The organism is Variovorax sp. P2_H12, from assembly GCF_056403395.1.
This window is the reverse complement of record NZ_JBFUFO010000002.1, coordinates 21,325-37,958: the sequence shown is the minus strand read 5'-3', so window position 1 is coordinate 37,958 and position 16,634 is coordinate 21,325. Positions and strand designations below refer to the sequence as shown.

Below are 16,634 nucleotides of genomic sequence, written 5' to 3'. Positions count from 1 at the left end.
CCTCATGCCAGTGAATCTTTCCGCTCCCGACCCCGCCGCGCTGCATGCGGTGCCCGGTGTCCGCATCGGCGTGGCCGAAGCGGGCGTACGCAAGGCCAACCGCAAGGACCTCACGGTGGTGCTGATCGACGAAGGCGCGGCGGTCGGCGGCGTGTTCACGCAGAACCGCTTCTGCGCCGCGCCGGTCCAGGTCTGCCGCGAGAACCTGGCCCGCGATTTCGGCATTCGCGCGATGCTGATCAACACCGGCAACGCGAATGCCGGCACCGGCGAGGACGGCCTGGCGCGCACGCGGGCGACCTGCATCGCGCTCGCGCGGCACCTGAATCTCGCGCCCGAGCAGATCCTGCCTTTCTCGACCGGCGTGATCATGGAGCCGCTGCCGATCGACCGCATCGAAGCCGGCCTGCCTGCCGCTCTCGCGGATGCCGCGCCCGGCCATTGGGCACGCGCGGCCGAAGGCATCATGACGACCGACACGGTGCCCAAGGCCTTCAGCCAGCAGGTCCGGATCGGCGGCGCGACCGTCACGGTCACCGGCATCAGCAAGGGCGCCGGCATGATCCGGCCGAACATGGCGACCATGCTCGGCTTCATGGCCACCGATGCGAAGATCGAGGCGTCGCTGATCCAGCCGCTGGCCAAGGCGCTGGCCGATGCCTCCTTCAATCGCGTGACGATCGATGGCGACACCTCGACCAACGATTCCTTCGTCGTGATCGCGACGCAGAAGGCGGCGCACGCCACCATCACCTCGCTCGAATCCGTCGAAGGCCGCGCCCTGGTGGAAGCGATGCAGAACGTCGCGCGCCAGCTGGCCCAGGCCATCGTGCGCGATGGCGAAGGCGCAACCAAGTTCATCACGATCCGGGTCGAGGGCGGCAAGGATTCGGCCGAGTGCCGGCAGGTCGCCTATGCGGTCGCCCATTCGCCGCTGGTCAAGACCGCGTTTTACGCGAGCGACCCGAACCTGGGCCGCATCCTCGCGGCCGTCGGCTATGCCGGCATTGCCGACCTCGACCAGACCGGCATCGACCTCTACCTAGACGACGTCCATGTGGCGGTCAAGGGCGGTCGCAATCCGAGCTACCGCGAGGAAGACGGCCAGCGCGTGATGAAGCAGAGCGAGATCACGGTGCGCATCGCGCTGGGCCGCGGCAGCGCCGCCGACACGGTCTGGACCTGCGACCTGAGCCACGACTACGTCACCATCAACGCCGACTACCGGTCGTGAAGCCCCCACGCTTGCTGCCATGAACGAGAAATTCGAACGCCTCCTGGAACGCGCCGAACAGCTCATCGGCCGCATCGAGTCGATCCTTCCCCAGCCGCTGTCGGCCCCCGCCGACTGGAACGCCTCGATCGCCTGGCGCTACCGCCGCCGCAGCTCGGGCCACGGCACGCTCGAGCCGGTGCGCCACGTGGCCGCGATGTCGCTCGAAGCGTTGAAGGAAATCGACGTCCAGAAGGAAAAGATCGAGCGCAACACGCGCCAGTTCGTCGAGGGCAAGCCGGCCAACAACGTGCTGCTGACCGGTGCCCGCGGCACCGGCAAGTCGTCCCTGATCCGCGCCTGCCTGCAGGCCTATGCGCCGCGGGGCCTGCGCCTGATCGAGGTCGACAAGGCCGAGCTGACCGACCTGCCCGACATCGTCGAGGTGGTTTCGGGCCGTCCCGAGAAATTCATCGTCTTCAGCGACGACCTGAGCTTCGACGAGGGCGAGCCGGGCTACAAGGCGCTGAAGTCGATCCTCGACGGCTCGATCGCCGCGTCGACGCCCAACGTGCTGATCTACGCGACCAGCAATCGGCGCCACCTGCTGCCCGAGTACATGAAGGACAACCTCAGCTACACCCACACGGAAGACGGTGAGGTGCACCCGGGCGAGGTGATCGAGGAGAAGATCTCGCTGTCGGAGCGCTTCGGCCTCTGGGTGAGCTTCTATCCTTTCAGCCAGAACGAGTACCTGGCGATCGTCGCCCAGTGGCTCTCCTCTTTCGGCGTCGATGCCAAGGCCGTCGAGGCCGCGCGCCCGCAAGCGCTGGTGTGGGCGCTCGAGCGTGGCTCGCGCAGCGGCCGCGTGGCCTACCAGTTCGCGCGCGACTATGCCGGGCGCGCCTGAGGTTGCCATGAGGGGTTCGCGCAAGCACACCGAGGTCGCGGTCGGCATCCTGATCCGCGAGGACGACGCGTTGCTGCTGTCGACCCGGCCGGAGGGCAAGCCCTATGCGGGCTACTGGGAATTCCCGGGCGGCAAGCTCGAAGCCGGCGAGTCCGTCGAACAGGCCCTGCGCCGCGAGTTGCACGAGGAACTCGGCATCACGATCGCCGGCGCCGAAGTCTGGAAGGTCACCGAGCACGATTATCCGCACGCGCTGGTGCGCCTGCACTGGTGCAAGGTGACGCAGTGGGCGGGCGATTTCGAGATGCGCGAGGGGCAGGCGATGTGCTGGCAGCAATTGCCGCTGGACGTTGCGCCGGTGCTGCCGGGCGCGCTCCCGGTGCTGGGCTGGCTGGCCGAGGAGCGCGGCCTGGCCTTCGAGCGGCCTGCGGCCTAGGGCTTACTGGCGCTTGGGATCGCCGAACGGATCATCGTCCGGCGGCGCATCGGCGGGCATCCTGAATTCCTCGCTGGCCCAGGCGCCGAGATCGATGCCCTTGCAGCGCGCGCTGCAGAACGGCCGGTAGGGGTTGCTGGCCGCATAGACGCTGTCCTGCCCGCACGCCGGGCACCTGACGATCCGCTCGCCGAGGGCATTCACGGCACTCATGCGCAGAGGGTGAGTTCGAAAGGCGCGTCGTCCGTGCTCTGGTGCAGCCGGTCGTCGGCCTCGTGCCGCATCAGGCGCACCGACACCATGAGCCGGTTGCCGCTGATCTCGGGGATGAGCCCGAGCTTGGGGTCGATGCGCAGCCGCAGCAGCTGGAAGCTGCGGCCTTGCGGCAGGGTCTGCTGGAACTGGCCGTTGGCCGCGATCACCTTGTAGGGCACGTCGGCGTCGCGCAGCAGCTTGAGCAGCAGGTAGATCGATTCGGCCAGCGGAGCGAGCGTTGACGACCAGCGTTCGAGGTCGGCGCGGCGCTCGGGGGCCCGGCGGTTCTGCCAGGTGTAGTAGGCCGGCAGGTCGAATTCGCAGGTGCCGCCCGGGATGCCGGCGCGGCTGCGGATGCTCATGAGCCACTCGTTCTCGGTCAGCGCCTGGCCCGCCTTGCCAGGCACCGTGTTGAGCGTCGCGAAGTTGCTTTCGAGCTTGCCCACCACCTGGTCCAGCACCGACTCGGCGATGGCGGGATTGCCGCGATAGCTGTTGAAGACGTTCTTGTGCTTGTCGAGATCGCGCAGCACATCGGCCTTGAGGTCGGCGCGAGCAGCCACGTCCATGATCTCGAAGATCGTGACGAGCGCATAGTGATGCAGCAGCGGCGAGTCGGCCGGCACCAGTTCGCCAAGACGGCGAAACAGGTGTTCCAGCCGCAGGTAGGTCCGGATGCGCTCGTTGAAGGGGTACTCGTAGAGGATCACGCGTGGTGGCTTCCGGTTGCAGATGATAGCTTCAAGAAGCCTTCGAGGGCGCAGCGGGCAGGATCTTGCGAACCGCCTCGAGCATGCGCTGACCGACGGCCAGTTGTCCGTGCATCGACAGGTGCGTGTCGTTGGGGAAATAGTAGTCGCGTATCGTCTTTTTCTTCTCCTGCGAGAAGCTGAAAAGGTCGGGGCCGAGCCCAGCCTCGTCGAAGGCCGTCACGAAATCTTTCGAATGTTCCGGCTTGACATACACCGTGGTCTTGTTGGGAATCACCATCCAGAGGATCGATCGCGGGCGCTGGGATTCGCTGAAGGCGCGCATCTGGGCGACGTGCTGTGGGGTGAGTTCGCCGTTCTCGTCGTCGGCCGGCCAGAACGGGGCCCGGTCGCACAACTGGCTGCTGAACATCGAGCAGCCGCCCGCCACGGGGCGCACCAGAATGCGCTTGTTGGACAGGACATCGCCGGTGGCCTCGCGTGCCCGCTTGGTGTTGCGATAGATGTTGAGGCCCGAAGTGAGCTTCCCGTCCCAGTTGATCGCGGGCGCCGGAACATGGTCGAGCGGCGCGAAGAAGGGCTTGAGTCCGGCCGAGAAGGGCTTCTGCATCTTCGCGCAGGCCCGGCTGCTGTCCAGCCGGTCGGCGAGCAGGCGCTCGATGCTTTCGACGATCACGATCTTGCCGCGAAAGCCGGCCCGGTCGAGCCAGGCGTTCAGGTCGCCGCACAGCGCCTCGTTGATCTGGCCCCAGAAGATGGTGGTGACGCGATAGCCGGCGCGGGTGAGTTCCGATTGCCAGCGGTTGGACATCGAGAAGCTGTCGCCGATGACCACGATGTCGGCCTCGGCGACCGGCGCGGCGCGCAGGAATTCGGCCGGCACCTGCGGCGGCTCGATGGTCCAGCCGAAGGCGCTTTCGGACAACAGCCCGATGCGCGTCATGTCGCCGTAGAAGGGCGGGGTCTTGAGCGTCACGATCAGCAGCCCGCAGATGAGGGCGAAGCCGGCCACAAAGATCCGCAGCCAGAGTTTTGCGGGGGTCATCTCAGTGCCCGCCCGGCCGCCCGAAGGGCACTGAGCGCCCCCTCGGGGGGCAGCGATACGCGAAGCGATGAGCGTGGGGGCATTTCATTTCAGAATTGGAAGTACAGGAAGGGGCTGTACGAGCCCAGCTTCGACACGCAGACACCGAGCAGGATCACGGTGAACACCGCCATCGCGGCGGTGAAGACCCAGGCCAGGTGAGGACGCCCGGCCAGTGTCTGGGCCTGCGGCACCCAGCGCTGCAGCGAGATGGTCGGCGGCAGTGCGAGGCAGATGATGAAGCCGACCAGCATGGTCTGGAAGAACTCGGGCTTGCGGTAGGGGATCGAGCCGAACTCGCTGAAGATCGACTCCGTCATGCCGTTCATGCCCAGCATGCCCTTGTAGATGGCGGTCGCCGCGGTCATGCTTTCGGCGCGGAACACCACCCAGGCGATCATCACGCAGACGAAGGTCAGCAGCCAGCCCAGCACGCGCGCGATCAGGCCCGGCGTGGCATGGCGCCGCACCTTGGCGTTCCAGAGATGGTTGACCATGAGGAAGAAGCCGTGCAGCGCACCCCAGATGACGAAGGTCCAGGCGGCGCCGTGCCACAGGCCGCCGAGCAGCATGGTCAGGAACAGGTTCAGGTAGCGCCGCGCCGGCCCCTTGCGGTTGCCGCCCAGCGGCACGTAGAGGTAGTCGCGCAGGAAGGTCGACAGCGAGATGTGCCAGCGGCGCCAGAACTCGATGATGCTGGTCGACTTGTAGGGCGAATTGAAGTTGAGCGGCAATTGCACCCCCAGGCACAGCGACAGGCCCACCGCCATGTCCGAGTAGCCCGAGAAGTCGAAGTAGATCTGCAGCGTATAGGCCATGACGCCGAACCAGGCGCTCACGGTCGTCGGTTGCACGCCGTTGTGGACGCCGGTGAACATCAGGTCCGCGTACTGTCCCATCGGGTCCCCGATCAGCAGCTTCTTGGCCAGGCCGAAGACGAAGATTGCGAGCCCGAGCGAGATCTTGTCGAAGTCCACGCGATAGGTCGCCGGATTGGCGAACTGCGGCATCATCTGCGCGTGGTGCAGCACCGGCCCCGCGATCAGGTGCGGGAAGTAGGTGACGAACAGCACGTAGTACACGAAGCTGCGCTCACGCACCTTGTCCTGCCAGCAGTCGACCAGGAAGGCGATCTGCGTGAAGGTGTAGAACGAGATGCCGATCGGCAGCGCCACGTGCAGCAAAGGCAGCGGCGCGATGCCGGCCGCCGCCAGGCCGTCGTTCACGTTGCCGACGAAGAAGTTCGCGTACTTGAAGGTGGCGAGCACGCCCAGATTCACCACCAGCGAGAACACCAGCATGCGCTTTCGCGCGGCGTCGGTACGGCCGGGGGCCCGCGTCAGGCGCAGGCCGGCCCAGTAGTTGAAGCCGATCGAGCCCACCAGCAGCGGCAGCGCCTGGATGCTCCACCAGCCGTAGAAGAACAGCGATGCGAGCGCGAGAAAGCCGGCTGCCGCCCGCGTGCTTCGCCTGCCGATCAGAAAGAACCCGAAGAGAACAATCGGGAAATAGATAAAGATGAACGCGTACGAATTGAAAAGCATCTTTGGGGGGAGAGCTGTGCCGCAGGGCGTTGCCGCGCCGCTTTCTTGTTATCTGGCGCACGCGCCGGCGGACCGGAGATTATCGCGTGTCCGCGTCGGCCCAACGATTCCAAAGACTCTGTACTTCAAGGGCGAGTTCCGCGAGCGTGAGCTTCTCGTTGAAGATCAGTGCGTCGGCGGCCGCGCGCCGCAGGCCGCGTTCGGCCTGCTGGGCGATCACCGACCGGACCGCATCGGGCGTCCAGCCCGAGCGCGCCACCACCCGTTCGAGCTGCGTCGCTTCGGATGCGTCGACCACCAGCACCCGGTCGACGTTCGTGCGCCAGCGCCTCGATTCCACCAGCAGCGGGACGTCGAAGACGATGGTCTGGCCGTCCGCAGCGGTGGCTGCCTGCCGTTCGCATTCGGCGCTGATCAGCGGGTGCAGGATGGATTCGAGCCGCCGTTTCGCCGCCGGATCGGCGAACACCAGTTCCCGCATGCGGGCCCGGTCCAGGCCGCCGTCGACCGCAATCACCGAGGCACCGAATTCCAGCTGCAGCGCCGGCATGGCCGCTCCTTGCGGCTGGGCGATGGTGCGCGCGATCGCATCGGTATCGATCAATTTCGCGCCGAGCCCGACCAGCATCGACGCGACGGTGCTCTTGCCGCTGCCGATGCCGCCGGTGAGGCCGATGCGCATGGCCGGCCTCAGGGGTGGAAGGGGAAGGCGAACGGCAGCCAGGCCATGACCTGCGCCGGCCCCGCCACCAGGCAGACCAGGCCGGCACCCGCTAGGAAGGGGCCGAAGGAAATGGGCACGTCCTTGTGCGCGAGCTTGCCCGCCACCAGCAGCATGCCGCCGACCACCGCGCCGACGAGCGAGGACACGAGCACCACGGCCAGCAGGAATTCCGCACCGAACCAGGCCCCGAGCGCCGCCAGCAGCTTGAAGTCGCCGTAACCCATGCCCTCCTTGCCGGTGATCCGCAGATAGAGCTGGTAGATCAGCCACAGGCTCAGATAGCCTGCCACCGCACCCCAGACGGCGGAGGAGAGCGGGACCCCGGTCCAGCCCAGGGCCGAGCCGATCAGGCCCAGCCAGAGCAGCAGGTAGTTGTAGTCGTCGGGCAGGTACTGCGTGTCCAGGTCGATCAGGAACTGGCACACGAGCAGCGTCGCGCAGGCGGCCCAGAGCGCGCCGACCGGCGTCAGCCCGAAGCGCCAGCCGCACAGCGCGAACAGCAATCCGACCACTCCTTCGACGATGGGGTAGCGCGGGCTGATCCGGGCCTTGCAATCACCGCAGCGTCCACCCAGCGCCAGATAGCTCAGCACCGGGATGTTGCGCCACCAGCGCACCGGCTGGCCGCAATGACCGCAGCGCGACGCCGGGCGCGCAAGGTTGAACGGCGGCAGCGCCTCGAGCACCGGCACGGCCTCGTTGGCCGCCGCCGCGAGCCTGGACTCCACGGCCGACGCGGGACCGAGCGCCCGCGTCCACAGCGAGCGGCCGTCGGCCTGGGTCATGAGATGGCCGACGGCGTCGAACAGCCAGTCGCGGTACATCATCACCGGCTTCCGGTAGATGACCACATTGAGGAAGCTGCCGATCAGAAGCCCGAACACGCCGGCCAGCGCGGCGTCCACCCCCTGCGATACGAGCATCAGACGACCTGGCCGAGCTTGAAGATGGGCAGGTACATCGAGACCACGATGCCGCCGATGATGACGCCCAGGAAGACGATGATGATCGGCTCCATCAGACTCGAAAGGCCGGCCACCATGTCGTCGACTTCCGACTCATAGAAATCCGCGGCCTTGCCCAGCATGTGGTCGATCGAGCCGGATTCCTCGCCGATCGCGGTCATCTGCAGCACCATCGACGGAAACAGGTTGGCGTTGGTCATCGCGGTCGTCAGGCTGGTGCCGGTCGAGACTTCCTGCTGGATGCGGGTGGTGGCTTCCGCATAGACCGAGTTGCCCGACGCCCCGCCGACCGAGTCGAGCGCCTCGACCAGCGGCACGCCGGCGGCGAACATCGTGGCCAGCGTGCGGGTCCAGCGCGCAGTGCAGGACTTGTCGATCAGGGCGCCGAAGATCGGCAGGCGCAGCAGCAGGCGGTCCATGACCTGTTGCACGCGCTCGTTGCGCTTCCAGGCCTGCAGGAAGAAATAGATGCCGCCGCCGATCACGCCGAAGATCAGCCACCAGTAGGAGACGAAGAATTCGCTGATCGCCATCACGATCAGCGTGGGCGCCGGCAGGTCGGCGCCGAAGGAGGAGAACACCTGCTTGAAGGCCGGAATCACGAAGATCATGATGATCGCCACCACCACGAAGGCCACCACCACGACCGAGATCGGGTACATCAGCGCCGACTTGATCTTCGACTTGATCGCCTCGGTCTTCTCCATGTAGGTGGCCAGGCGGTCGAGCAGGTCTTCCAGGATACCGGCGGCCTCGCCGGCCTCGACCAGGTTGCAATAGAGGCTGTCGAAGTACTTCGGGAACTTGCGGAACGCCGCCGACAGCGAGGTGCCGGTCTCGACGTCGCTGCGGATGTCGTTGAGCAGCTTGGCGACGTTCGGATTGGCGTTGCCGCGGCCGACGATGTCGAAGGCCTGCAGCAAGGGCACGCCGGCCTTCATCATGGTGGCCAACTGGCGCGTGAAGATCGCGATGTCCTTGGGCTTGATCGCCTTGCCCGAGCGCATGCGCCGCTTCTTGATCTTGGTGGTGAGAATGCCCTGGCGGCGCAGTGCCGCCTGCACCTGGTTCTCGCCGGCGGCGCGCACTTCGCCGCGCACTGTCTTGCCGTTGCGGTCCTTGCCCTCCCACTCGAAGATGAACTCCTTGAGCGTCCGGTTCGATGCTGCTGCCGTTGCCATGGGATCTCCGCCTCTGCGTACTGATGCGCGTGTTGCCGCGTTATTCGTTGGTGACTGCCAGCACTTCTTCGAGTGAAGTCAGTCCCTGCATGACTTTTCGAAGCCCCGACTGGCGCAGCGATCTGACGCCCTCGGCCTCGGACTGCTTCGCGATGTCGAGCGCGGATCCGTCGCGAAGAATGATCTTCTGGATCTCTTCGCTGATCGGCATCACCTGGTAGATGCCCACGCGACCCTTGTAGCCGCCGTTGCAGGCCGAGCAGCCGACCGGGTGATAGGGCTTCCAGGTGCCGTCCAGGTCGGACTCGTCGAAACCGGCATCGAGCAGGGCCTGCCGGGGCACGTCGGTCGGCGTGCGACACACCGTGCACAGACGGCGCGCCAGGCGCTGGGCCGTGATCAGGATCACGCTGGAGGCAATGTTGAAGGGCGCGATGCCCATGTTGCGCATCCGCGTGAGCGTGGTCGGGGCGTCGTTGGTGTGCAGCGTCGAGAGCACCAGGTGGCCCGTTTGCGCCGCCTTGATCGAGATGTCGGCCGTTTCGATGTCGCGGATTTCGCCGACCATGATGATGTCGGGATCCTGCCGCAGGAAGGCCCTGAGCGCGGTGGCGAAGGTGAGGCCGGCCTTGTCGTTGACGTTGACCTGGTTCACGCCGGGCAGGTTGATTTCGGACGGATCCTCGGCGGTCGCGATGTTCACGCCGGGCTTGTTGAGCAGGTTCAGGCAGGTGTAGAGCGACACGGTCTTGCCGGAGCCGGTCGGCCCGGTGACCAGCACCATGCCGTAGGGGCGTCCGATCGCCGCCAGCAGGCGCTCCTTCTCGACGGCGTCGTAGCCGAGTGCATCGATGCCCAGCCGGGCGCTGCTCGGATCCAGGATCCGGATCACGATCTTTTCGCCGAACAGGGTGGGCAGGGTGCTGACCCGGAAATCGATCACGCGCTCGGGACCGATCTTGAGCTTCATCCGGCCGTCTTGCGGGATGCGCTTCTCGGAGATGTCGAGCCGGGAGATGACCTTGATGCGCGATGCCAGCTTGTCCTTGATGACCGTCGGCGGACTGGCGATCTCGCGCAACTCGCCGTCGATGCGGAAGCGAACGCGGTAGTTGTGCTCGTAGGGCTCGAAGTGAATGTCCGAGGCGCGCATGCTGAAGGCGTCGAGCAGCATCTTGTGCAGGAAGCGCACGACCGGCGCGTCCTCGACTTCGGCCACCGCCGGGTCGTTGCTCTCGCTCGACGTATCGGCCGTCACCTCGTCGAACTCGAACTCCGCGCCGATGATGCTGTCGATGGTCTCGGAGGCGGACACCGCCGCCGCTTCGATCATGCGGGACAGCTTGTCGTACTCGGCGATGACCCAGTCGACGCCCATCTGCGAGGCGAACTTGATCTTCTCGGCCGCCTGTTGGTCGGAGGGGTCGGCGGTCGCGACGATCAGGCGGTTGTTGCGCTTGCTCAGCACCACCACCCGGTAGGCCTGGCACAGCTTGGGGTCGAGCAGGTCCTTGGGCAGGCGCTGCGAGTCGATGGCATCGAGGTCGAGCAACGGCGCGCCGAACGCGCTCGACAGCGTATGGGCCAGGTCGGCCGCCGAGACCGCTCCGGAGCCGGTCAGCTCCGCAATGAAGCTGGTTCGGCCGCTGAGGGATTTCTGATAGATGTCTTCCGCGGTCTTCGCGGGGAGCTTTCCGGCCGAAACGAGGGCGCGCGCGAGTCCCGGCAGGGCGATCGGCGAGCTTTCTTTGACTAAGGGTTCGGCAGCGGCCATTCAACGAATGTAAGAAACGTGAAAATGTGCTTCACGATCATCGCTGATCGCCCAAGCGCTGTAAATCGCCGCGCGGCAACAGTTCCGCGAAGCATTTGGCAATTACAGCCCTGAAAGGCTGGACGAGGTGAAAGGATCCGAACTTCCGGCCTGTGCGTCCCGAAGGCCCTTCAGGCGGGCGACAGGCATCCTTCCATTCGGCTTGGTCTGGAAGCGTCGAGCGACAGGGTCGGTGGAGCGGTCTGGGGCGGATTTTATAACGATGTCGCCCCGACAGGCGTTGGGAATGCGCCTCAAGTGTGCGGTCGCTATCCGTTCGAAATCTGCTGACGCACGAAGCGGCTGGGCTTGGCACTCGCCACGGCACATGGGGCGACGCCGGCCAGTGCCGCACTGGCTTTGGCGAAGGCCAAAGGGGCCTGCCAACTTGAAATTACCGACTTCCTTGGCGGAAATCTGGTCGGGGTGAGAGGATTCGAACCTCCGGCCTCTACGTCCCGAACGTAGCGCTCTACCAGGCTAAGCTACACCCCGATGGTGGTTGCAAGAAAAGGGAATCGTCCGTGGCACTCACTCTCGTGAGTTGAATCAGGCGCGTCGCTCTAACAACTGAGCCGCCAATTGTAGCAAAGCCGCGGAGTGCGAATTTGCAGAAAAACCACGAAGTGCGTCGATGGCGCGTTGCGCTTCGGCTGCCGCTGCGGCGCGCGTGGCTTCCAGGGCGCCGGTTTCGCGCACGATGGCGACGATTTGCGGCAGTTGCGTGGTGTCGCCGGCCTCGATGGCGGTGCGGATCAGCGCGCGTTGCTCTGTCGTGCCGCGCTGCATCGCCAGGATCAGCGGCAGCGTGGTCTTGCCTTCGCGCAGGTCGTCGCCGACGTTCTTGCCGGTTTCGTTGGCATCTCCGGCGTAGTCGAGCACGTCGTCGATGACCTGGAAGGCGGTGCCCAGTGCCTGCCCGTAAGCGGCGCAGGCTTCCTCGACGTCGGGGGGCGCGCCGGCCAGCACGGCGGCCAGCCGGGTGCTGGCCTCGAACAGCTTGGCGGTCTTCGAGCGGATCACCTTCAGATAGGCTTCTTCGTCGAGCGTGGCGTCGTGCATGTTCATCAACTGCAGCACTTCGCCTTCGGCGATCACGTTGGTCGCCTCCGCGAGGATCTGCATCACGCGCACGTCATCGGCGTCCAGCATCATCTGGAACGCCCGGGAGTACAGGAAGTCGCCGACCAGCACGCTGGCGGGGTTTCCGAAGGATTCGTTGGCGGTGGGGCGGCCTCGGCGCAGCGTGGACTCGTCCACCACGTCGTCGTGCAGCAGCGTGGCCGTGTGGATGAACTCCACCACGGCGGCGAGATTGAAGCGCTGTTCGCCGCGATAGTCGAGGGCGCCCGCCATCAGCAGCAGCAGCGCCGGTCGCAACCGCTTGCCGCCGGCGGAGATGATGTACCTGGACACCTGGCTCACCAGCGGGACGCCGGTGTCGAGCCGGCGGGCGATCACGAGATCGACGCTGGCCATGTCTTCGGCGATCAGGCTGAGAACGGCAGCAGCGGGGGAGGTGTCGACGGCGTGGACTGACAAGGGCGAGGGCGCTTGCGCGCTGCAGGGAATGCGACGATGGCGCTGAAGGCCGAAGCGGCCGGAAGCCTTCGATTATAGGGATGCCCGGACCGCCCTCCGCCCGCCAGGGGCGTGCCCACTGGCGGCAAGAGGCTGGGGTGCTATAATCATGGGCTCTGCGGAATTCGCCGTGGAGCCATCTTCATCAAGAGGTCAATATGTACGCGGTCATAAAAACCGGCGGCAAGCAGTATCGCGTTGCTTCCGGCGAAAAAATTAAAGTAGAACAGATTGCTGCGGACGTGGGCCAGGAAATCGTGATCGATCAAGTGCTCGCAGTCGGAACCGGCAGCGAAATCAAGGTCGGTACGCCCCTGGTGTCCGGCGCAACGGTGACAGTCACGGTACTGTCGCACGGCAAGCACGACAAGGTTCGCATCTTCAAGATGCGCCGTCGCAAGCACTATCAGAAACGTCAGGGCCATCGCCAGCAGTTCACCGAACTGCAAATCGGCGCGATCGCCGGCTAAGGAGCAGATTCCATGGCACAGAAAAAAGGCGGCGGCTCAACGCGAAACGGGCGCGATTCCAAGCCCAAGATGCTCGGCGTGAAGCGCTTCGGCGGCGAACTGATCAGCGCAGGCTCGATCATCGTGCGCCAGCGCGGTACCCAGTTCCATCCCGGCGTCAATGTCGGCATCGGCAAGGACCACACGCTGTTCGCCCTGGTCGAGGGCCATGTGTCCTTCGGCACCAAGGGCGCACTCAACAAGCACACGGTCAACGTGACCCCGGCGTAAGCCAGTCACTTCGATCCGATCGAAGCCCCGCTTTGCCGGGGCTTTTTCATTTTGTAGACTGATTGGACATCTCATGAAGTTCGTGGACGAAGCCTTCATCGACGTCGCCGCCGGCGACGGCGGCAACGGCTGCGTGTCGTTCCGCCATGAGAAGTACAAGGAATTCGGCGGCCCGAACGGCGGCGACGGCGGTCGCGGCGGCCACGTGTTCGCGGTTGCGGACTCGAACCTCAATACGCTGGTCGACTTCCGCTTCTCGCGCCGTCACGATGCCAAGCGCGGCCAGCACGGCATGGGCTCCGACATGTTCGGCGCCGCCGGCGACGACGTCACGCTCAAGATGCCGGTCGGCACCATCATCTCCGACGCCGAGACCGGCGAGGTGCTGTATGAGCTGCTGACGCCCGGCGAGGTGATCACCATCGCCAAGGGCGGCGACGGCGGCTTCGGCAACATGCGCTTCAAGAGCGCCATCAACCGCGCGCCGCGCCAGAAGACGCCCGGCTGGCCGGGCGAGAAGAAGAACCTCAAGCTCGAGCTCAAGGTGCTGGCCGACGTCGGCCTGCTCGGCATGCCGAACGCCGGCAAGTCGACCTTGATCAGCGCGATCTCCAATGCCCGTCCCCGCATTGCCGACTATCCGTTCACCACGCTGCACCCGAACCTCGGCGTCGTGCGCGTGGGTCCGGAGCAGAGCTTCGTGGTCGCCGACCTGCCGGGATTGATCGAAGGGGCCTCCGAGGGCGCGGGCCTCGGCCACCTGTTCCTGCGCCACCTGCAGCGCACCCGGCTGCTGCTGCACGTGGTCGACCTGGCGCCTTTCGACGAGGGCGTGGATCCGGTCGCACAGGCCAAGGCGATCGCGGGCGAGCTCAAGAAGTACGACAAGGCGCTGTACGAGAAGCCGCGCTGGCTGGTGCTGAACAAGCTCGACATGGTGCCGGACGACGAGCGCGCGGCCCGGGTCAAGGATTTCGTCAAGCGACTGCGCTTCAAGGGGCCGGTGTTCGAGATTTCCGCGCTCACGCGCGAGGGTTGCGAGCCGCTGGTGCAGGCGATCTACCAGCACGTCAAGGCCCAGCAGGTGGCCGAGCAGCCGCCGACGGAAATCGATCCCCGTTTTCCAGACGTTCAATGATGAGTTCGACCCAAGGCTCTGCCGTATTGCGCGACGCGCGCCGCATCGTCGTCAAGGTGGGCTCCAGCCTCGTCACGAACGAGGGGCGCGGGCTCGACGAGCAAGCCGTCGGCGAGTGGTGCCGGCAACTCGCGACGCTGGTGCGCGAGGGGCGGGAGGTCGTGATGGTGTCGAGCGGAGCCATCGCCGAGGGCATGAAGCGGCTGGGCTGGCGCGTGCGGCCGCGCGAGATCCATGAGTTGCAGGCTGCAGCCGCCGTCGGGCAGATGGGGTTGGCGCAGGTCTACGAGACCAAGCTGCGCGAGAACGGCATCGGCAGCGCCCAGGTGCTGCTGACCCACGCCGACCTGGCCGATCGCGAGCGCTATCTCAATGCGCGCTCGACGCTGGTGACCCTGCTTGCCCTCGGCGTGGTGCCGGTCATCAACGAGAACGACACGGTGGTCAACGACGAGATCAAGTTCGGCGACAACGACACCCTGGGTGCGCTGGTCGCCAACCTGGTGGAAGCCGATGCGCTGGTGATCCTGACCGACCAGAAAGGCCTCTACAGCGCCGATCCGCGCAAGGACCCGGATGCCCGCTTCGTCGATGAGGCGGCGGCCGGCGATCCGGTGCTCGAGGCCATGGCCGGCGGTGCCGGCAGCAGCATCGGCCGCGGCGGCATGATCACCAAGATCCTGGCCGCCAAGCGCGCCGCCGGCTCCGGCGCTTCGACGGTGATCGCCTGGGGCCGCGAGCCCGACGCCCTGCTGCGCCTCACGCGCGGCGAAGCCATCGGAACGCTGCTCGTGGCGCAGACCGCCAAGCACCAGGCGCGCAAGCGCTGGATGGCCGACCACCTGCAACTGCGCGGCGCCGTGTCGGTGGATGCCGGCGCGGCGGCCAAGGTGCGCACCGAGGGCAAGAGCCTGCTGCCGATCGGCATGACCGGCGTCGAGGGCGAGTTCTCGCGTGGCGACGTGATCGCGATCCGCGACGAACAGGGCGTCGAACTCGGGCGCGGCCTCGCCAACTATTCGAGCGCCGAGGCCCGGATGCTGTGCCGCAAGCCCTCGGCCGAGTTCGAGCGCCTGCTGGGCTATGCCGCAGAGCCCGAGATGGTCCACCGCGACAACATGGTGCTGCTGCAGGCCTGAGAGCCTGCGCGCACAGCAGGTCCTATTCGACTTCGCGGACCGGGGCCTTCAGGAAGCGGACCATCTCGCCCACAGAGGCGCGCGGCGCACTGCCTCGGCACAGCCCCTGCCGTGCCAATGCCTTGGTATAGGCCGAGTTGCGGTCATTCAGGCGTTTCCATTCGGGCGCCGGCGTGACCTCCCAGGTGCCGTTGGTGAAGCGCGCATAGCTCTTGTATTCGTCGGTGGCGCAACGCAGGCCTTCGTAGAAGGCGTTGAAGCCGCCGCCCTCGCGATGGCTGGCGACCACCACGTAGCGCACCACGCCGTCACCGGTCACCTTGATGGTCGACGGATCGATCCCGAACTTCAGGGTCATGTACGGCGGCATCTCGACCGGGACCAGCTTGTTGGGGTCGAAGGCCGGGGCGGGCGGCGCCTCGGTCTCCTTCCACTCGGGGTCCTGGAACAGCTGCGCCTGAGCCAGACCGGCGGCACCCAGCACGCAGGCCAGCAGGATCGTGCGGCTAGCGCGGAACATGGGACGGGTCGTTCGTCGGGGCAGGGTCGTTGGCAAGATGGGCATTCGGGTTGGGGTCGAAGCTGGCGCCGGGCGGCAGCTCGAAAGTCGGTTCATGGCCCGCGCCGGGCGGGTGGCGCTCGAATTCGCGGGCTCGCACATTGCTGCGCAGGAAGCGGTTGCGGAAGTCCTGCCGCGGCAGGTAGCGGGCGAGCTCGGTCAGCGCCATTTCATAGACGCCTCGCTTGAATTCGACCACCACGTCGAGTGGCACCCAGTAATCGTGCCAGCGCCAGGCATCGAACTCCGGGTGGTCGGTGGCGCGCAGGTTCAGATCCCAGTCGTGACCGGTCAGCTGCAGCAAATACCAGATCTGCTTCTGGCCCTTGTAGTGGCCGCGTGCGTCACGGCGGATGAACCGATCCGGCACCTCGTAGCGCAACCAGTCACGGGTACGGGCGACGATTCGCACATGCTCCGGATGGAGACCGACTTCCTCATGCAGTTCCCGGAACATGGCCTGCTCGGGACTTTCGCCGCGATCGATGCCGCCTTGCGGAAACTGCCAGGAATGGGTGCGAATGCGTTTGCCCCAGAAAACCTGGTTTCTCTGGTTGAGCAGGATGATGCCGACGTTGGGCCTGAAGCCGTCCCGGTCGAGCATAATCAAACCCCAATTTTTTGAACTGAGTCGATTATGCA

At 65.9% G+C, this 16,634-nt stretch carries 18 protein-coding genes and 1 tRNA gene; 7 read left to right on the top strand and 12 right to left on the bottom strand.

The window, feature by feature from the left end; translation table 11 throughout:
- The first annotated feature begins 4 nt into the window (after positions 1–4).
- From argJ to AC1DYK_RS01740, 3 genes are read left to right on the top strand one after another with little or no spacing between them, the layout of a single operon-like run.
- The gene (argJ, locus tag AC1DYK_RS01750; protein ID WP_478164693.1) at positions 5–1,234 is read left to right on the top strand and encodes a bifunctional glutamate N-acetyltransferase/amino-acid acetyltransferase ArgJ; all 1,230 of its coding nucleotides are present in this window, start codon (positions 5–7) and stop codon (positions 1,232–1,234) included.
- Positions 1,235–1,253: 19 nt separating this feature from the next.
- Positions 1,254–2,123, top strand: a complete 870-nt coding sequence (locus tag AC1DYK_RS01745; RefSeq protein ID WP_478164692.1) for an ATP-binding protein — start codon at positions 1,254–1,256, stop codon at positions 2,121–2,123.
- 7 nt (positions 2,124–2,130) lie between these two features.
- Positions 2,131–2,559 (top strand): NUDIX domain-containing protein, encoded by a 429-nt coding sequence (locus AC1DYK_RS01740; RefSeq protein WP_478164691.1) that lies wholly within the window; start codon positions 2,131–2,133, stop codon positions 2,557–2,559.
- Between the two features lie 3 nt (positions 2,560–2,562).
- On the opposite strand, the gene AC1DYK_RS01735 is transcribed toward AC1DYK_RS01740, so the two are convergent.
- The 10 genes from AC1DYK_RS01735 to AC1DYK_RS01690 form a co-directional block, all read right to left on the bottom strand.
- Positions 2,563–2,772, bottom strand: coding sequence for a DNA gyrase inhibitor YacG (locus tag AC1DYK_RS01735; RefSeq protein WP_478164690.1), 210 nt, complete (start codon positions 2,770–2,772; stop codon positions 2,563–2,565).
- A complete protein-coding gene (gene zapD, locus AC1DYK_RS01730; RefSeq protein ID WP_478158433.1) occupies positions 2,769–3,524 on the bottom strand; it encodes a cell division protein ZapD in 756 nt (251 codons plus the stop codon). The genes AC1DYK_RS01735 and zapD overlap by 4 nt, the downstream gene beginning before the upstream one ends.
- Positions 3,525–3,555: 31 nt before the next feature.
- Entirely contained in the window at positions 3,556–4,569 is a 1,014-nt protein-coding gene (locus AC1DYK_RS01725) for a hypothetical protein (protein ID WP_478164689.1), read from the bottom strand.
- 89 nt (positions 4,570–4,658) lie between these two features.
- Positions 4,659–6,152, bottom strand: coding sequence for an MBOAT family O-acyltransferase (locus AC1DYK_RS01720; RefSeq protein ID WP_478164688.1), 1,494 nt, complete (start codon positions 6,150–6,152; stop codon positions 4,659–4,661).
- 79 nt (positions 6,153–6,231) lie between these two features.
- On the bottom strand, positions 6,232–6,834 hold the full coding sequence (gene coaE, locus AC1DYK_RS01715; protein ID WP_478164687.1) for a dephospho-CoA kinase: 603 nt from the start codon (positions 6,832–6,834) through the stop codon (positions 6,232–6,234).
- An 8-nt stretch (positions 6,835–6,842) separates the two neighbouring features.
- Positions 6,843–7,799, bottom strand: coding sequence for a prepilin peptidase (locus AC1DYK_RS01710; RefSeq protein ID WP_478164686.1), 957 nt, complete (start codon positions 7,797–7,799; stop codon positions 6,843–6,845).
- Positions 7,799–9,022, bottom strand: a complete 1,224-nt coding sequence (locus tag AC1DYK_RS01705; protein ID WP_478164685.1) for a type II secretion system F family protein — start codon at positions 9,020–9,022, stop codon at positions 7,799–7,801. Before AC1DYK_RS01705 ends, AC1DYK_RS01710 begins: the two co-directional genes overlap by 1 nt.
- 40 nt (positions 9,023–9,062) lie before the next feature.
- Complete coding sequence (gene pilB, locus AC1DYK_RS01700) at positions 9,063–10,796, bottom strand: type IV-A pilus assembly ATPase PilB (protein ID WP_478164684.1); 1,734 nt, start codon at positions 10,794–10,796, stop codon at positions 9,063–9,065.
- Positions 10,797–11,253: 457 nt separating this feature from the next.
- A tRNA-Pro gene (locus AC1DYK_RS01695) sits at positions 11,254–11,330 on the bottom strand.
- A 54-nt stretch (positions 11,331–11,384) separates the two neighbouring features.
- On the bottom strand, positions 11,385–12,377 hold the full coding sequence (locus AC1DYK_RS01690; protein ID WP_478164683.1) for a polyprenyl synthetase family protein: 993 nt from the start codon (positions 12,375–12,377) through the stop codon (positions 11,385–11,387).
- Positions 12,378–12,574: 197 nt separating this feature from the next.
- On the opposite strand from AC1DYK_RS01690, the gene rplU reads away from it, so the two are divergent.
- From rplU to proB, 4 genes are all read left to right on the top strand, one after another.
- The gene (rplU, locus tag AC1DYK_RS01685; protein ID WP_286369298.1) at positions 12,575–12,886 is read left to right on the top strand and encodes a 50S ribosomal protein L21; all 312 of its coding nucleotides are present in this window, start codon (positions 12,575–12,577) and stop codon (positions 12,884–12,886) included.
- 12 nt (positions 12,887–12,898) lie between these two features.
- Complete coding sequence (rpmA, locus tag AC1DYK_RS01680; protein ID WP_158722371.1) at positions 12,899–13,156, top strand: 50S ribosomal protein L27; 258 nt, start codon at positions 12,899–12,901, stop codon at positions 13,154–13,156.
- A gap of 73 nt (positions 13,157–13,229) precedes the next feature.
- Positions 13,230–14,294, top strand: a complete 1,065-nt coding sequence (cgtA, locus tag AC1DYK_RS01675; protein ID WP_478158439.1) for an Obg family GTPase CgtA — start codon at positions 13,230–13,232, stop codon at positions 14,292–14,294.
- Positions 14,294–15,433 carry a glutamate 5-kinase gene (proB, locus tag AC1DYK_RS01670; RefSeq protein WP_478092475.1) on the top strand — a complete coding sequence of 380 codons (1,140 nt, stop codon included), beginning with the start codon at positions 14,294–14,296 and terminating at the stop codon, positions 15,431–15,433. The genes cgtA and proB overlap by 1 nt, the downstream gene beginning before the upstream one ends.
- A 22-nt stretch (positions 15,434–15,455) precedes the next feature.
- Here the strand turns inward: proB and AC1DYK_RS01665 are convergent, their stop codons facing one another.
- A complete protein-coding gene (locus tag AC1DYK_RS01665; RefSeq protein WP_478164682.1) occupies positions 15,456–15,953 on the bottom strand; it encodes a CNP1-like family protein in 498 nt (165 codons plus the stop codon).
- On the bottom strand, positions 15,940–16,596 hold the full coding sequence (locus AC1DYK_RS01660) for an RNA pyrophosphohydrolase (RefSeq protein WP_478092480.1): 657 nt from the start codon (positions 16,594–16,596) through the stop codon (positions 15,940–15,942). Before AC1DYK_RS01660 ends, AC1DYK_RS01665 begins: the two co-directional genes overlap by 14 nt.
- Positions 16,597–16,634 lie beyond the last annotated feature (38 nt).

Bases quoted from the DNA above. Each gene is read 5' to 3' on its own strand.
- AC1DYK_RS01720 (WP_478164688.1), bottom strand. From the start codon at position 6,152: ATGCTTTTCAATTCGTACGCGTTCATCTTTATCTATTTCCCGATTGTT.
- proB (WP_478092475.1), top strand. From the start codon at position 14,294: ATGAGTTCGACCCAAGGCTCTGCCGTATTGCGCGACGCGCGCCGCATC.
- AC1DYK_RS01665 (WP_478164682.1), bottom strand. From the start codon at position 15,953: ATGTTCCGCGCTAGCCGCACGATCCTGCTGGCCTGCGTGCTGGGTGCC.
- argJ (WP_478164693.1), top strand. From the start codon at position 5: ATGCCAGTGAATCTTTCCGCTCCCGACCCCGCCGCGCTGCATGCGGTG.
- AC1DYK_RS01745 (WP_478164692.1), top strand. From the start codon at position 1,254: ATGAACGAGAAATTCGAACGCCTCCTGGAACGCGCCGAACAGCTCATC.
- AC1DYK_RS01740 (WP_478164691.1), top strand. From the start codon at position 2,131: ATGAGGGGTTCGCGCAAGCACACCGAGGTCGCGGTCGGCATCCTGATC.
- AC1DYK_RS01660 (WP_478092480.1), bottom strand. From the start codon at position 16,596: ATGCTCGACCGGGACGGCTTCAGGCCCAACGTCGGCATCATCCTGCTC.
- AC1DYK_RS01705 (WP_478164685.1), bottom strand. From the start codon at position 9,022: ATGGCAACGGCAGCAGCATCGAACCGGACGCTCAAGGAGTTCATCTTC.
- AC1DYK_RS01710 (WP_478164686.1), bottom strand. From the start codon at position 7,799: ATGCTCGTATCGCAGGGGGTGGACGCCGCGCTGGCCGGCGTGTTCGGG.
- coaE (WP_478164687.1), bottom strand. From the start codon at position 6,834: ATGCGCATCGGCCTCACCGGCGGCATCGGCAGCGGCAAGAGCACCGTC.
- cgtA (WP_478158439.1), top strand. From the start codon at position 13,230: ATGAAGTTCGTGGACGAAGCCTTCATCGACGTCGCCGCCGGCGACGGC.
- rplU (WP_286369298.1), top strand. From the start codon at position 12,575: ATGTACGCGGTCATAAAAACCGGCGGCAAGCAGTATCGCGTTGCTTCC.
- rpmA (WP_158722371.1), top strand. From the start codon at position 12,899: ATGGCACAGAAAAAAGGCGGCGGCTCAACGCGAAACGGGCGCGATTCC.
- AC1DYK_RS01725 (WP_478164689.1), bottom strand. From the start codon at position 4,569: ATGACCCCCGCAAAACTCTGGCTGCGGATCTTTGTGGCCGGCTTCGCC.
- AC1DYK_RS01735 (WP_478164690.1), bottom strand. From the start codon at position 2,772: ATGAGTGCCGTGAATGCCCTCGGCGAGCGGATCGTCAGGTGCCCGGCG.
- pilB (WP_478164684.1), bottom strand. From the start codon at position 10,796: ATGGCCGCTGCCGAACCCTTAGTCAAAGAAAGCTCGCCGATCGCCCTG.